At 71.7% G+C, this 13,992-nt stretch carries 13 protein-coding genes and 1 pseudogene; 6 read left to right on the forward strand and 8 right to left on the reverse strand.

What is annotated here, in order from left to right; translation table 11 throughout:
- Positions 1 to 17: 17 nt before the first annotated feature.
- Both KGD87_RS23595 and KGD87_RS23600 read right to left on the reverse strand, forming a co-directional pair.
- Positions 18 to 824 (reverse strand): hypothetical protein, encoded by an 807-nt coding sequence (locus tag KGD87_RS23595; RefSeq protein WP_284662743.1) that lies wholly within the window; start codon positions 822 to 824, stop codon positions 18 to 20.
- On the reverse strand, positions 811 to 1,716 hold the full coding sequence (locus tag KGD87_RS23600) for a dimethylarginine dimethylaminohydrolase family protein (protein ID WP_284662744.1): 906 nt from the start codon (positions 1,714 to 1,716) through the stop codon (positions 811 to 813). Before KGD87_RS23600 ends, KGD87_RS23595 begins: the two co-directional genes overlap by 14 nt.
- 172 nt (positions 1,717 to 1,888) lie before the next feature.
- Between KGD87_RS23600 and KGD87_RS23605 the strand changes: the two genes are divergently transcribed.
- Complete coding sequence (locus KGD87_RS23605; RefSeq protein ID WP_284662746.1) at positions 1,889 to 3,586, forward strand: GTPase; 1,698 nt, start codon at positions 1,889 to 1,891, stop codon at positions 3,584 to 3,586.
- A gap of 180 nt (positions 3,587 to 3,766) precedes the next feature.
- Here KGD87_RS23605 and KGD87_RS23610 read toward each other — a convergent pair.
- Positions 3,767 to 4,219 (reverse strand): annotated as a pseudogene (locus tag KGD87_RS23610) (M23 family metallopeptidase); the annotation flags it as partial.
- Between the two features lie 340 nt (positions 4,220 to 4,559).
- On the opposite strand from KGD87_RS23610, the gene KGD87_RS23615 reads away from it, so the two are divergent.
- The 5 genes from KGD87_RS23615 to KGD87_RS23635 all read left to right on the forward strand — a co-directional run bounded on the left by KGD87_RS23615 (position 4,560) and on the right by KGD87_RS23635 (position 9,429).
- Positions 4,560 to 5,225, forward strand: a complete 666-nt coding sequence (locus KGD87_RS23615) for a TetR/AcrR family transcriptional regulator (RefSeq protein WP_284662747.1) — start codon at positions 4,560 to 4,562, stop codon at positions 5,223 to 5,225.
- 25 nt (positions 5,226 to 5,250) lie between these two features.
- On the forward strand, positions 5,251 to 6,156 hold the full coding sequence (locus tag KGD87_RS23620; RefSeq protein ID WP_284662748.1) for a sterol desaturase family protein: 906 nt from the start codon (positions 5,251 to 5,253) through the stop codon (positions 6,154 to 6,156).
- A gap of 129 nt (positions 6,157 to 6,285) precedes the next feature.
- Positions 6,286 to 7,875, forward strand: a complete 1,590-nt coding sequence (locus KGD87_RS23625; protein ID WP_284662749.1) for a glucose-6-phosphate isomerase — start codon at positions 6,286 to 6,288, stop codon at positions 7,873 to 7,875.
- Positions 7,876 to 8,088: 213 nt separating this feature from the next.
- A complete protein-coding gene (locus KGD87_RS23630) occupies positions 8,089 to 8,859 on the forward strand; it encodes an SDR family NAD(P)-dependent oxidoreductase (RefSeq protein WP_284662750.1) in 771 nt (256 codons plus the stop codon).
- A gap of 57 nt (positions 8,860 to 8,916) precedes the next feature.
- Positions 8,917 to 9,429 (forward strand): hypothetical protein, encoded by a 513-nt coding sequence (locus tag KGD87_RS23635; RefSeq protein ID WP_284662752.1) that lies wholly within the window; start codon positions 8,917 to 8,919, stop codon positions 9,427 to 9,429.
- A gap of 93 nt (positions 9,430 to 9,522) precedes the next feature.
- Here the strand turns inward: KGD87_RS23635 and KGD87_RS23640 are convergent, their stop codons facing one another.
- The 5 genes from KGD87_RS23640 to KGD87_RS23660 all read right to left on the reverse strand — a co-directional run bounded on the left by KGD87_RS23640 (position 9,523) and on the right by KGD87_RS23660 (position 13,985).
- A complete protein-coding gene (locus KGD87_RS23640) occupies positions 9,523 to 10,542 on the reverse strand; it encodes a cytochrome d ubiquinol oxidase subunit II (RefSeq protein WP_284662754.1) in 1,020 nt (339 codons plus the stop codon).
- Entirely contained in the window at positions 10,532 to 11,869 is a 1,338-nt protein-coding gene (locus KGD87_RS23645; RefSeq protein WP_284662755.1) for a cytochrome ubiquinol oxidase subunit I, read from the reverse strand. Before KGD87_RS23645 ends, KGD87_RS23640 begins: the two co-directional genes overlap by 11 nt.
- 36 nt (positions 11,870 to 11,905) lie before the next feature.
- Positions 11,906 to 12,424 (reverse strand): hypothetical protein, encoded by a 519-nt coding sequence (locus KGD87_RS23650; RefSeq protein ID WP_284662757.1) that lies wholly within the window; start codon positions 12,422 to 12,424, stop codon positions 11,906 to 11,908.
- A complete protein-coding gene (locus tag KGD87_RS23655) occupies positions 12,421 to 12,825 on the reverse strand; it encodes a phage holin family protein (protein ID WP_163779169.1) in 405 nt (134 codons plus the stop codon). The genes KGD87_RS23650 and KGD87_RS23655 overlap by 4 nt, the downstream gene beginning before the upstream one ends.
- A 131-nt stretch (positions 12,826 to 12,956) precedes the next feature.
- Positions 12,957 to 13,985: an ADP-ribosylglycohydrolase family protein gene (locus tag KGD87_RS23660; RefSeq protein WP_163779172.1), complete on the reverse strand. Its 1,029-nt coding sequence runs from the start codon at positions 13,983 to 13,985 to the stop codon at positions 12,957 to 12,959.
- Positions 13,986 to 13,992: the final 7 nt, after the last annotated feature.

The following is a 13,992-nucleotide window of genomic DNA, read 5'->3' on the forward strand; positions in this document are numbered from 1 at the left end:
CACGCGCGCGTTCAGGTTCAGCCGAGCGGGCCTTCGCGCACCAGCACCTGTCCCGCCTCCAGCCCAGGAGGCACCAGGTGCAGCACCTCGCCTGCCTCCGCGCGGGTGAGCAGCGCGCTCAGCGTCGGGAGGTCGCCTGCGGGCACACGCAGCGACGGCGTCAGCGAGAGGCGCCGCGCCATCGCGTCGCCCAGCCGCGCCCGGTCCGTCAGCTCCGACTCGTAGACGAAGGAGCGCTCCGCGTACTCGTGCCCGCCGGGCACGCGCCCCACGAGGCGCAGCGGGCCCAGCCTGGAATGGACTCGGACGCTGGGGTTGTCCCACTGGGCCACGCCTCGCAGCCGCCGCGCGCGCAGCATCCGCAACGTGAGCAGCTTCACCCATGGCGACGCCCCCGTTCCCGGCAGCACGCTCAGCAGCGACACGCCGATGAACAGCCCCGGCGTCACCGAGGGCGCCGCGTAGTAGGCCGCGCCAATGGCCGGGTCCTCGTCGGCCAGACCCAGCCGCTCGCGCACGGGGGCCGCCAGCATCCGGGCCGGACAGCGCAGCAGCCCAATGGCGCCCGGTAGCAGATACAGGTCCGACAGCACCCAACGCGGCACGCCGATGCCGCTGAAGGCGAGCTGGTTCAGCGTCAGGTACTGCTGCGCCAGGTCCGCGTTCCGCTCGGCGGGCAGGAACGTCACCGGCACGCCCAGGGGCGACAGGTCCAACGCGCCCGCGTGCTCGCCCGAGCCCAGCGCCACCAGCGACGCCCCGGGGTGCGCCGCGAGGAAGGCCTCCGCCTGACGTGGCAGCGTGTCCGCGTCACCCATCGGCATCGATGTCCCTGGCGATGGCCGACAGCCGGAACGCGGCTGGGATGTGCAGCGTCGCCGCGTCCACCTCCGCGCGCGACACGAGGCAGCGCGACGAGCCGCCGCCCTTCTCACACAGCTCGCGCATGGGGTGCGACACCACGCGCAGCCCCAGCGCCTCCAGCCGCTCCCGCACCGAGTCCGGCACCACGGAAGGCGCCAGCACGTCACGCCCCACCGGCAGCCCGTTGGTCGCGTAGCGGCGAATCTCCGCCTCCGTCACGAGGAGCAGCCGGTGCTCGCCGAAGCGCTCGCGCAGCAGCGCATGGGACTGCGGCGTCATCACGTCTGGACACACCATCAGCCGGTCCACCGCGGGGAGCGGCAGCACCGCCATGTTGCCGTGGAAGGCGGGCTCGCGGACCTGGATGCGCAGCACCTCTCCGGGGAAGTAGCGCGCCGCGGCATCCAGGCCATCCAGCGTCGTGCGGCCGCCCCAGAACAGCAGCGTGACACCGTCGAAGGTGGCCACGTCGCCGTGGGCCTCCCAGATGCCCACGCCCGGGTCCACCACCTCCATGCCCAATGAATGGGCCAGGGGCGCCCAGTGCTCGCGCTCCGTCTGCCGGTGCGCGCTCATCATCCGCGGCAGCACGAACAGCGGCGCGGCGCCCGGACGCGCCACCACCTGTCCGCACTCGGCGGCGTACGGCATGCCCGTCAGGAGCTCGGAGGGAGACGGCAACGCGACCACCGTGCCGCCGCGCGCTTCGATGTCCCGGGCCAGCGCCAGCCACTCCCGCCGGGCCTGACGCGCGTCCACGGGCGGCGCCTCGCGGCTGCGGAAGTTGCTCCGGCCGCGCAGGGCCCACGCGCGTCCCGGCGGAGACATGAGGAAGAGGTCCATGGTGGCCATGCTTCTACTCCTCCCGGCATCCCCGCGGCCATCCGGTCCCCGCCTCCCTTGGCGCCCGACGTTCCCGGGAGGGCACCTCGCGAGGGGCCGCCGCCGGAAACTGCACGCTGGCGCACCCTCCGCGCATCTTCTTCGTAGTCACCCGGGCGAAGCCGGGACAGGCTCTCCCCACGTGGACGAGACGAGCCTGCCTGAACCCGATGCCCTGCGTTCCCTGCTGAAGACGGCCCTGGAGCTGCCCGCGCTCCGGCCGCATGCCGCGCGCCTGGAGCGGCTCGTGGACGACTATGCGCGCGGCGTGGCGCGCAAGGACGCCCCCCTGAGCGTGGCGTTGGTGGGAGCCACCGGCGCGGGCAAGTCCACCCTCCTCAACGCGCTGGCGGGGCAGGCCCTGTCGCGTGAGGGCGTCAACCGGCCCACCAGCACGGCCGCCACCGTGTTCGCGCCAGAAGGCACCCCCACGGACGCGCTGGCGGGCTCCGGCGCGCGCGTCATGACGTATGCCCCCGGCCCCCAGGGCCTGTGGGGCGGACAAGTCTTCATCGACACGCCGGACCTCAACAGCGTGGCCACCACGCACCGCGAAGTGGCCCGCGCGGCGCTGGAGCGCGCGGATGTGGCGCTCGTCGTCATGCACCGCGGCAGCGTGGCGGAGGCCTCGCAGGTGGAGTTCCTCACGGAGTTCGCCCGCCGCCGCGCGCTCGTCTTCATCCTCAACTTCGCGGACGAGCTGTCCCCCGAGTCGCGCGACACGCTCAAGGCCCAGGTGCGCCGCGTGGCCTCCGAGCAGTACGGCCTGTCCCAGGAAGACGTGCCCGTCTTCGCCATCAGCGCCCTGTCAGCGAAGGACGGCCGGGACGTGTCCGGCGAGTTCGGCGCCCTGCTCTTCCACCTGCGCGGGCTGGCCACGCAGGCGGTGGCCGCGCGCGTGCGCAAGACGAACGCGATGGGCGCGCTGGAAGAGGTGCACACGCGCGTGGAGGCCGCGCTGAAGGAGACGGAAGCGACGCTGTCACGCACGCGCGCCGCGCTGGACTCGGGGTTGGAGAAGGCGGCGGAGGGCCTGCGCGCGGACTTCGACGCGCGGCTGCGGCTGGCGCACGGCCACCTGGCGGCGGAGGTGCGGCGTCAGGCGGGAGGCCGCTTCTGGGGGCCCGCGGCCTGGGGCCTGCGGCTGTCCCTCTGGGGCGCCAGCGGATTGGGCGCCGCGGCGCTGGTGGGGCGGAGCAGCCTGCCCGCGGGGCTGGCGGTGGCCGCGGCCTCCACCGTCGTGGACGTGGTGCGCGGACACACCCGCGCCAGGGCCGCGGAGTCCGCGGTGGTGGAGCCCTTCGAGGACGACTTCAGCGCCCAGTCCGCGGCGCGCACCGCGCTGGCGGAGGCGCGCAGCGTGGCGCGCGCGAGCGGACTGGAGCCGGCGCTGCTGGGCGTCCCCGACATGGACACACTGTTGGAGGAGGTGCGGGTGGCCCGGGCGGGCGCCTGGCGCTACACCGCCACCACCGGCGTGGCGGAGGCGGTGGCCGGCTGGTGGCGCACCGCGCGCTGGCTGGTGCTGCCGCTCATCAACCTGCCGCTGCTGGCCCTGCTGGGCCATGTGGGCTACCGCGTGGTGCGGGCCTACGTGGAAGGCCCCCTGCTGCCGTTGGACTACTTCGTCAACGCGGGGGCCCTCTTCATGCTGCTCGCCGGGGCGGGCGCGCTGCTGGCCTCAGCGAGTCTCGCTGGGGCCGCTCGCCGTGCGGGGACCACCGGCCGGGCGCGCTTCGTCGAGGCCCTGGCCGCCCTGGGCGGGAGGCTGGGAGAGGCCGTCGAGGATGCTCTGCGCCCCGGGCGGGAGGCCGCGAAGGGCCTGCTGGCGCTCCGGTGACATGGACACCACCGGCTGCCCCGGGGCGTGCGCGCCGCCGTTGCTGGCCATGAGCGACTGCGTGCCGTTGTCCTTGCAGATGGGCGCGGCCACGCGGGTGTCGCGCACCGGGTCCCCGTAGCCAGCGATGCGCGCCGGAACGGACGGGTTGTTCCAACCCTTGCCGCTCTCACGCGCCACCTTGAAGTGCAGGTGCGCGCCGCAGGCCCAGCCCGTGGAGCCGGAGAAGCCGATGAGCTGGCCTTCCTTCACCACGTCACCCGGCTTCACCACCACCGCGCTGAAGTGGAGGTACTGCGTCTCCAGTCCGTCGCCGTGGGAGATGACGACGTAGTTGGCGTAGGGCGCGAACTTCTCGTCACAGCCACCCTTCGTGCTGTCACCGCGAGACAGGCGCACCGTGCCGTCGCGCGCGGCGACGATGGGCGTGCCATCCGGCATGCGGAAATCCCATGCATGCGTGTCGTTGTGCTGGTGGCTTCCCGTGTCATGCCCCTGACTCACCGTGTGGATGCGACCACAGGCGAATGGAACGCCTACTTCAGGCATTTCACCCACATCCGTGGGGGCAGAGGAAGGAACCGCGGGGGCCGAAGCCAGGAGAGAACCAAGGAGGAGGGCTGAGAGGTTCATATCGGGGCGCGGCGGAAACGGGGGCAAGGGGCGCGGGTATTTCCCTGCGGATTTTTCGCCGCGCCTGTCTGCTGGACGACGCGGAGGGCCTCGGCACGCCCACCCTCCTGAAGGGACTCATACCCGAGTCCCGAGCGAACGCCGCGCGCATGACAGCCAGGGCCCTGCCCGCCCGGCCGCTGGGGAAGCGAGCCCGGCGCGCCTCGCGAGCGGCCACTTCCCTTTCGACGTGCCCATGTACGGGGACAGGCGGAGGCGCACGCCACTGTGAGGAGCGCTCACCCCCAGTCACGGAAAGTGACTGGTCACTCATTAAGTTCGGCATTATCCTGCGAGTCGAATGGCCGCGAAGAACCCTCCATCGGACGCGCCGGCCCGGCCTGTCCGCCGCACGCAGCAGGAGCGCCGTGAGACGACGCGGCGCAAGCTGCTGGACGCCACCATCGAGACGCTGGTGGAACAGGGCTACGCCCGCCTGACGACGGTGGAGGTGTCGAAGCGGGCGGGCCTGTCGCAGGGCGCGCTCTTCACCCACTTCGATACGAAGGAGGAGCTGCTCGCCGCGGCGGTGGAGCACCTCTTCCCGCGGCTCATCCAGGACTACCTGGCGGGCGTGGGTGCCCGGCCATCGGGCAGGGACCGCATCGCGGCGGCGGTGGACATGTTGTGGGCCGCCTTCCAGCGCCCGGAGCTGCAGGCCGCCATCGAGCTGTACGTCGCGGCGCGCACGGACGCGGAGCTGCGCGTAGCGCTGGCGGCGGTGGACGGGCCGCACCGGGAGAACCTGCACCGCGTGGCGCGCGAGCTGTTCCCCGAGGCCTCCGCCCACCCGGACTTCGACTCCGTCGTAGAGCTGGCGCTGGACGCGGTGCAGGGCGCCGCGGTGGGGGGCAGCGCCCGGCCGGACGACCCGGCGCACCGGCGCATGTTGGATGCGCTCACCCACTTCATGCGCAACGCCTTCCTCCCCTCATTGGCGCGGCCTCGCCGCCGCGCCCGCTCCTGAGCTTGTCGACACGGAGGGCCCCACCATGGACGCAGCACACATCCCCGACCTCATCACTCCGGCCATCCCGGTGTTCACCCTCACGGTGATTGCCGAGGCCCTCTGGGTGAAGAAGCAGCGGGACGAAGGCCGTCCCATGGTGGGCTACACCTGGAAGGACACGCTCGCCAGCCTCTCCATGGGGCTGGGCAACGTGGCCATCAACGTCCTGTGGAAGGGCGTGGCCTTCGCGGGGTACCTGGCGCTCTACCACCTGACGCCGCTGCGCATGGGCACCGGCGTGCTGGCGTGGGTGCTCCTCTTCTTCGCGGACGACCTCTGCTACTACGCCTTCCACCGCGTCCATCATGAGAGCCGCTTCTTCTGGGCCTCCCACGTGGTGCACCACTCCAGCCAGCACTACAACCTCTCCACTGCGCTGCGGCAGACGTGGACGCCGCCCACCAGCTTCGTCTTCTGGGCACCGCTGGCGCTGCTCGGGTTCCACCCGGTGTTGATTGTAGTGCAGCAGTCCGTCAGCCTGCTCTACCAGTACTGGATTCACACAGAGGCCATTGACCGGCTGCCGCGCCCGCTGGAGTGGCTGCTCAACACGCCGTCACACCACCGCGTGCACCATGCGTCCAACCCGCGCTACCTGGACAAGAACTACGCGGGCATCCTCATCATCTGGGACCGGCTCTTCGGCACGTTCGAGCCAGAGGGCGAGAAGCCCGTGTACGGCCTGACGAAGAACCTGGAGACGTTCAATCCCGTGCGCATCGCCTTCCACGAGTTCGCGGCGATTACCCGCGACGCGGCGAAGCCCGGCTCCCTGAAGCAGCGCCTGAGCTACGTCTTCCGCAACCCGGCCTGGAAGCCCGACGCCCTGGAGGCGCCCCAGCCGTCCGGCGTCCAGCCGCCGCCCGAAGCGGCCCGCCCCTCCGTGTGAGGTGTTGAGCACCCGGCCGTCCCTGGCCTCGTGGATGCGCATCGACACCGCCGTCCGGCTTCCCACCCGCGCACGGAGGCGCTAAGCCACCGGGCACTTTTCGCGACGCGAGAACTGCCAGGAGGAGCCATGACCGAGCGAGAACTGTGGGAGCGGTACCAGCGTTATCTGTGCGTCGTCCCGGCCTTGGACTTCACGCTCGACGTCTCGCGGATGCGCTTCCCGGCGGACTACCTGGAGCGGATGCGCCCCCGCGTGGAGGAGGCCTTCGACGCGATGGAGGCCCTGGAGAAGGGCGCCGTCGCCAACCCGGACGAGCAGCGCAAGGTGGGCCACTACTGGCTGCGCGCGCCGGAGCTGGCGCCCGAGCCCGCGCTCCAGCAGGAAATCACCGACACGGTGGCCGCCATCCACGCCTTCGCGAAGGACGTGCATGAGGGCCGGGTGAAGCCGCAGAAGGCGCAGCGCTTCACGCAGGTGCTGATTGTCGGCATTGGCGGCTCGGCGCTGGGGCCGCAGTTGGTGGCGGACGCGCTGGGCACGGCGAAGGACCCGATGCAGGTGTCCTTCTTCGACAACACGGACCCGGACGGCTTCGACCGCGTGCTGGCGCAGCTCGGCGAGCGGCTGGCGGAGACGCTCACCCTGGTCATCAGCAAGTCGGGCGGCACCAAGGAGACGCGCAACGGCATGCTGGAGGCCGAGCGCGGCTACTCGGCGCGGGGCCTGGACTTCAGCAAGCACGCGGTGGCCGTCACCGGCGCCGGCAGCGAGCTGGACACCCACGCGAAGAAGCAGGGCTGGCTGCGCACCTTCCCCATGTGGGACTGGGTTGGTGGGCGCACGTCGGTGACGTCCGCGGTGGGCCTGCTGCCCGCGCGGCTGCAGGGACTGGACATCGACGCGCTGCTGAAGGGCGCGCGCGACATGGACGCGGCGACGCGGGAGCGCGACGCGCTGAAGAACCCGGCCGCGCTGATGGCGCTCATGTGGCACTACGCCGGTGATGGCCGGGGCCAGAAGGACATGGTCATCCTGCCGTACAAGGACCGGCTGCTGCTGATGTCGCGCTACCTGCAGCAGCTCGTCATGGAGTCGCTGGGCAAGGAGACGGACCTGGCTGGCCAGGTGGTGAACCAGGGCATCGCCGTCTACGGCAACAAGGGCTCCACGGACCAGCACGCCTACGTGCAGCAGCTGCGCGAGGGGGTGCTCAACTTCTTCGCCACCTTCATCGAGGTGCTCAAGGACCGTGACGGCGGCTCGCAGGAAGTGGAGCCCGGCGTCACCAGCGGCGACTACCTGCTGGGCTTCCTGCTGGGCACGCGGCGCGCGCTCTACGAGAAGGACCGCGAGTCGCTCACCCTCACCGTGCCGGACGTGAGCGCGCGCACGCTGGGCGCGCTGATTGCGCTGTATGAGCGCGCCGTGGGCTTCTACGCCACGCTGGTGCACATCAACGCGTACCACCAGCCGGGCGTGGAGGCGGGCAAGAAGGCCGCGGGCGTGGTGCTGGAGCTCCAGCGCAAGCTGACGACGCGCCTGCGCGAGGCCCGCGCGGAGGCCCGCACCGCCGAGCAGCTCGCGGCGGACATCGGCATGCCGGACGAGGTGGAGACGGTGTTCAAGGTGCTCCAGCACCTGGCCGCCAACCCGGACCGCGGCGTCACGCGCACCCCAGGGGCCACGCCGGCACAGGCGCGCTTCCAGGCGAAGTAGGGGGCGGCCCCCTCTGCCCGCGGCCGAAGCACCTGGCCGCGGCAACCGCGAGCACGCGCCCCCAGTGCCTCACGGCCTCCCCAAGCAGCAGGCCGGCAAGCCGTGCGGCGAAGCGGCACCGCGCCTCGGCGCCGTCAGTCCGTCCGCACAGGACTCAACGCCCCGGCACCATGACGTCCCCATGAGCGGACGGGCGCAGTAGAACGCCCACCCATGGATTTGGAGCTTAGAGGAAAGACGGCCCTTGTCACCGGCAGCAGCCGAGGCATTGGCCGGGCCATCGCGTCGGCGCTGGCCCGCGAGGGCGTGCGGGTGTGCCTCAGCGCACGTGGCGCGGAGGCGCTGGAGGCCACGGCGGCGCAGCTTCGCGCCGAGGGCGCGGACGTGGCCACCGTGGTGGCGGACGTGGCCACCCAGGCCGGCGCCGTGGAAGCGGTGGACGCGGCGGTGCGCGCCTTCGGCCGGCTGGACATCCTGGTCAACAACGTGGGCGGCAGCGGCGGCGCGGGCGCCTTCCCTTCCGCCACCGCCGAGCAGTGGACGTCCGTCCTGGACCGGAACCTCCTGTCCGCCGTGTGGTGCAGCCAGCGCGCCGTGGAGGCCATGCGCCAGCAGGGCGGCGGCTGCATCGTCCACATCAACTCCATCTTCGGCCGCGAGTACGCCACCAGCGCGCCCTACACCACCGCCAAGGCCGGCATCACCGCGCTCACCAAGGAGATGGCGGTGGACCTGGCGCAGTACCGCATCCGCGTCAACGGCGTGGCCCCCGGCTCCATCCTCTTCCCCGGGGGAAGCTGGGACAAACGCCAGCAGGCGGACCCGGAGAAGGTGGCGAAGCTGGTCCGTGACGAGCTGCCCTGGGGCCGCTTTGGGGCCCCCGAGGAAGTGGCCGACGTGGTGGCCTTCCTCTGCTCGGAGCGCGCACGCTGGGTCACAGGCGCCACGCTGCCCGTGGATGGGGGCCAGGGCCGTGCCTTCTAAGCGAAAAGCCCCCCGTGCTCCGTGCTATGCAGGGGCCCTCCGAATGAGACTCGAAGCGTGCTGAAGCTCTACAAGAAGGAAGGCAACCGGCTCCGCTACTGGGAGGCCTGGGTGCATGACGGCGCACTCACCGTGCACCAAGGCCTCGTGGGCGAGACGGGCGAGGACCACCAGCTCCCCCTCCCCCCGGATGACGACCCGGACCTGGTCATCGCCGAGGCCGCGGGGCCCCTGGTGGACCAGGGTTATGACGAGCCGGATGCCACGGCGATGATGACCCTCATCGTCCAGTACACCGTCGAGGGCAAGGGCACCGGCCACGACGTGGAGAAGCGCGTCGCCGTGGAGGAGCTGCTCACGGACGCGCTCGGCTGGACGGGCAATGGCGAGGTCGAAGGCGGCGAGCTCCAGGAACAGCAGCTCCGCGTCTACTGCCGGGTGATGGACGCCGACGCGGGCGTGCGCACCGCCGTGGAGGCCCTGGACGCAGAGGACCTGCTCGAAGGCGCCACCCTGCTCATCGCCACGGACGACGAAGCGCCGCGGGCCGTCTGGCCCACTCAAGCCTGACGCACACCTCGCGGGCACCTCCGCGCCGAAGACGGGCTTCTACGACGGGTGTAGAAGATTCCGCCTTCCGCGCGGGGGGTGCGCCCGCGCAGCTCACGCCTCCGAGCCGGCACGCGGCGTGGGCACGGGCCGGAAGACGCGGAACAGCAGCACCAGCGAGGGCACCACGACAGCCGTGCCCACGCCCAGCGCCACCAACAACAAGCGCTGCGCACCAGGGCTCGCCGCCGCGCCGTGCAACGTGACGTCCGGCACCACCAGGAACGGATGCTGCGAGGCGGCCCACCCCAGCACGATGAGCCCCGCCTGCACGGCCGCCGCGACGCGGGCCCACTGGAAGCGGCGCGTCCACAAGAGCGCGAAGGACGCCACCGCCGCCACCGCCGTGCCCGCATGCAGCGCCAGGGCGAAGGGCGAACGCAAGAGCCCCTCCCAGACGCGCGGCGCACCGTCCCGGGCCAGCAGCAGCACCGCCAGCGCCGCGACGAAGACGGCCACGCCCGCGCCCATCGCCCGGCGGCGGAAGTCCTCGCGCAGCGCGGACTCGGGCGCCTCGTGCGTGAGGTACACCGCCGCCAGGAAGGCGAAGAGGCACAGCGCCAGCACACCCACCGCCCACGAGAAGGGCGTGAGCCACGACGCGAAGAAGCCGCTCACCACCACCCGCCCCTCCACGCGGATGGTGCCGCCCACCACGGCCCCCACGCACAGGCCCAGCAGCACCGGCGCGATGACGCTGGCGCCACTGAAGACGAGCCCCCATTGCCGCTGCACCATGTCCCCGCGCGTGTCGTAGGTCCGGAAGGTGAAGGCCGCGCCCCGGAAGACGATGCCCAGCAGCAGCAACGTCAGCGGCACGTGCAGCGCCACGCTCAGCACCGCGAAGGCGCGTGGGAAGCCGGAGAACAGCAGCACCATGCCCACGATGAGCCAGATGTGATTCACCTCCCACACCGGGCCAAGGGCGCGGGCGATGAGCGCGCGCTGCTCCGCCTTGCGCGGCCCCGAGGCCAACAAATCCCACACACCTCCGCCGAAGTCCGCCCCACCGAAGAGCGCGTAGAGGACGAAGGTCCCCGCCACCGCGAAGCCCAGAATCGCGTCAGTGGGCATGGGCCTCACCTCCCGTCAGCCGGCTGTCGCGCGAGGGCAGCGTGCCCGCCACCTGCCGCACCAGCAGGAACACCACCGTCACCCCCAGGAACAGGTACACGGCGGTGAAGGTCCAGAAGGGCGCGGCCAGGTGTGGCACCGGCGTCACCGCGTCCGCCGTGCGCATGACGCCGCGAAGAATCCACGGCTGCCGCCCCCACTCCGTGACGAGCCAGCCCGCCTCCATGGCCACCACGCCCAGCGGCCCCGACAGCAGCCACGCCCACATCAGCTTCCGCCCGTGAGGCCACGCCTTCTTCCGCCAGCGCCAGCCCAGCGTCACCAACGCCAGCAGCGCCATGGCACTGCCGGTGCCCACCATGACCTGGAAGGCCACGTGGACCTTCGCCACCGGCGGCCACTCGTCGCGCGGGAAGGCGTTGAGGCCCTTCACCTCCGCGTCCGGGTCCGCGAAGGCGAGAATCGACAGGCCCTTGGGGATGTCCACCGCGTAGGGCACCTCGCCCGTCTCCACGTTGGGGAGTCCGCCCAGGCGCAGCGGCGCGCCGCGCTCCGTCTCGAACTGCCCCTCCATGGCGGCCAGCTTCACCGGCTGCGCCTTCGCCACGTGCTTCGCGGACAAGTCCCCCACCACGGGCTGAAGCAGCGCGGTGACACACGCCAGCGGCAGCGCCACCGACAGGGCCTTGCGGTGGAAGGCCGCGCCCGGGTAGCGCAGCAGCACGAAGGCGTGGATGCCCGCCATGGCGAAGGCGCTCGCCTGGTAGCAGGAGAGCAGCACGTGCGCCGTCTGGTACTGCCAGCCAGGGCTGAACATGGCCACCAGCGGCTGCACGTCCATGGGCCCCGACGCCGACGGCGTGAAGCCCGACGGGTGGTTCATGAACGTGTTGACCAGCGTGACGAAGAAGGCGCTGGCCGCGCCACTCACCGCCACCATGACGCCGGAGAACAGGTGCAGCCCCGGAGACACCCGCTCCCGCCCGTACAGATAGATGCCCAGGAAGATGGCCTCGGTGAAGAAGGCGACGCCCTCCAGACTGAAGGGCAGCCCAATCACCTCGCCGTACTGCCCCATGAACTCCGGCCACAGCAGGCCCAGCTCGAAGGACAGCACCGTGCCACTCACCGCGCCCACCGCGAAGAGGATGGCCGTCCCCTTCGCCAGCTTCTGACTCAGCTTCTGGTAGTCCGCGTCCCCGGTGCGCCGGCCCTTCCAGTCACTGAGCACCATGAGGACGGGGAGCGCCACCCCCGCCGCGGCGAAGATGATGTGGAACGCGAGCGACATGCCCATTTGAGCCCGCGCATAGAGCAGGTCCGTCATGGGAATCAGAATGGTTTATGTCTGATTTTGTCGCAATTATGAGTTCTTATCAGCCCCCTGAGCAGAAGCGGGGGCGCGGCGCGCGGGAACCAACGTCACCACGGCGTTTCGTGCGACCGCGGTGGCGAGCGCACTGGCGAAGATGAGAACGAGCTTTCGCCCCAGCTCCGCGCCCAGCGGGCGCTGCTCCGCGGTGGAGGCCAGGCGGTCCGGATGCTCCCAGGCGCGTGTCAGGGCCTTGCGGCGCTTGCGGCGCAGAATCTCGTCGCGGTGCCTCGCGCGGTAGATGGCGTAGCCCACCCCCAGGCCCACCACCGTCAGCAGCGCGGCGCCCGCGGTCATCAACTCCGTGCGGTGTTGCCGCGCGTGGTAGCGCACGTCGAGCGCGCGCTCGCGCCGCCGGTCCAGCTCCGCCAGCGTGAGCATCAGCTCGTCCCGGATGCGGTCCGCGGTCTCCTCCACCTGCTTGCGGTCCCCCATGCCCCGGGTGATGTGGTGGTCCTCGTGCCGCTCGATTGCCGAGGGCCCGCCTGCGTCGCGGCCGTTGCCATTCATTGCAGCGTCTCCCGCGTGAGCTGGTAGTCCGTCTTCAAGCGCTCCTGGGTGTGCGGCAGTGGCTTCTTGGGCACCCGCTTGCGGCCCATGAAGAGCAGGCCACCGGCAATCGCCAGCAGCACCACGCCCACCACCAGCACGCCCAGCGCCTGGGCCATGGGCAAGGCCAGCCCCAGCGCGACGAAGAGGACAGCCAGCGCGGTGAGCGCCAGCACCGCGCCCGCCCCCAGGAGGATGCCCGCGGTGCGCGCGGCCTTCAGCTCCTCACGCAGCTCCTTCTTGGCGTGCATCACCTCGGCGCGCACCAGCAGGCGCGTCTCCGCCAAGGCGTGCCGGATGAGCTCCGCCGTGGAGAGCGTCTCCAGTTGACTTCGCTCCAGGCGTTCCGATTCGAGATCCACGACGTTCGCCTCCCATGCCTGCCTGGCATCCTTGCGGCCCGCTCCTTCGCACAAGGTGGGCAGGACGCTCCCTCCAGTGAAGCCCCGGGGGAATGCACGCCGACGGCTGCCCGCCTGCCCAGCCCTCGCGCTCAGCGGCGGCGGCGGTGCGACAGGGCGGTGGCCAGCGTCTCGCGGACCTGATGGGCGCGGAAGAGGCGGTCCGCCGTATCCACCAGGTTTTCGGAGTACAGCACCTGCTTGCGCAGCCGCGCGGGGATGGCGCGCGTCCCCAGGTGAGCGCCCAGCAGCGCGCCCGTCAGCGCGGCGGCCACGTCCGCCTCGCCGCCGCAGCGCAGCGTGAGGGCCACCGCCTCCCGGAAGTCGTGCGGCACCTTGAGGATGGCGTACAGCGACGTCAGCAGCACCGGCACCACGTGCGGCGGCAGCCCGTCCACGCCCTTCAGCTCGCTGGGGGGCACGCCCACCTTGCGCAGCTGCGTCAGCGCGCGCGCGGTGTCCCAGGTGAGCAGGCGCGGCAGGTGGCGCACTTCCTCGGCCAGCCCCTTGTCGTGCACGGCCGCCGCCAGCGCCAGCTCCTCGCAGAAGGCCGCGGGCGTCAGCGGCTCCTCTTCCATGCCCAGCGCCGCGGCCTGCGCGAAAGCCGCCGCCGCCGCCGCGCACACCGGATCCTTGTGCGTGATGATGGTGAGCACCCCGGCGTCATGCGGCAGGCGCGCGCGGTGGCCACTCTCCAGCAGGCCCACCACCAGCGCGCGGCTGAGCACCGAATGGCAGCGCGTGCCCAACGACGCGCCCGCGCTCATCCACGGCACGCCGCTGGCCAGCCGCTGCAGCGCGTCCGACAGGCTCTTGGGCGGCTGGAGGATGATGCCCTCCTGCCACAGCCACGCCAGGTGCGCCGCCGCGCTGCGGCCCTCCACCTTGCCCTCGCGGATGACGCTCTCCGCCGCCGCGAGCAGCAGTTGCGTGTCGTCGCTGAACTGGCCCTTGGCGAACTTGCCGCGCGGACGGGGCGCGAAGTCCTCGGCGAGGCCGGGGAGCCGCGCGAGGCTCGCCGGTGGGATGCCGCGCAGCGGAAAGCCGAGCGCATCACCGATGGCGAGCCCCACGAACGCCGCATGGAACCTGTCCTGGCGCTCGGCGGGAGTCAGCGGCATGGGGTCG

This window comes from Myxococcus sp. SDU36, from assembly GCF_030168875.1.
GTDB lineage: Bacteria > Myxococcota > Myxococcia > Myxococcales > Myxococcaceae > Myxococcus > Myxococcus vastator.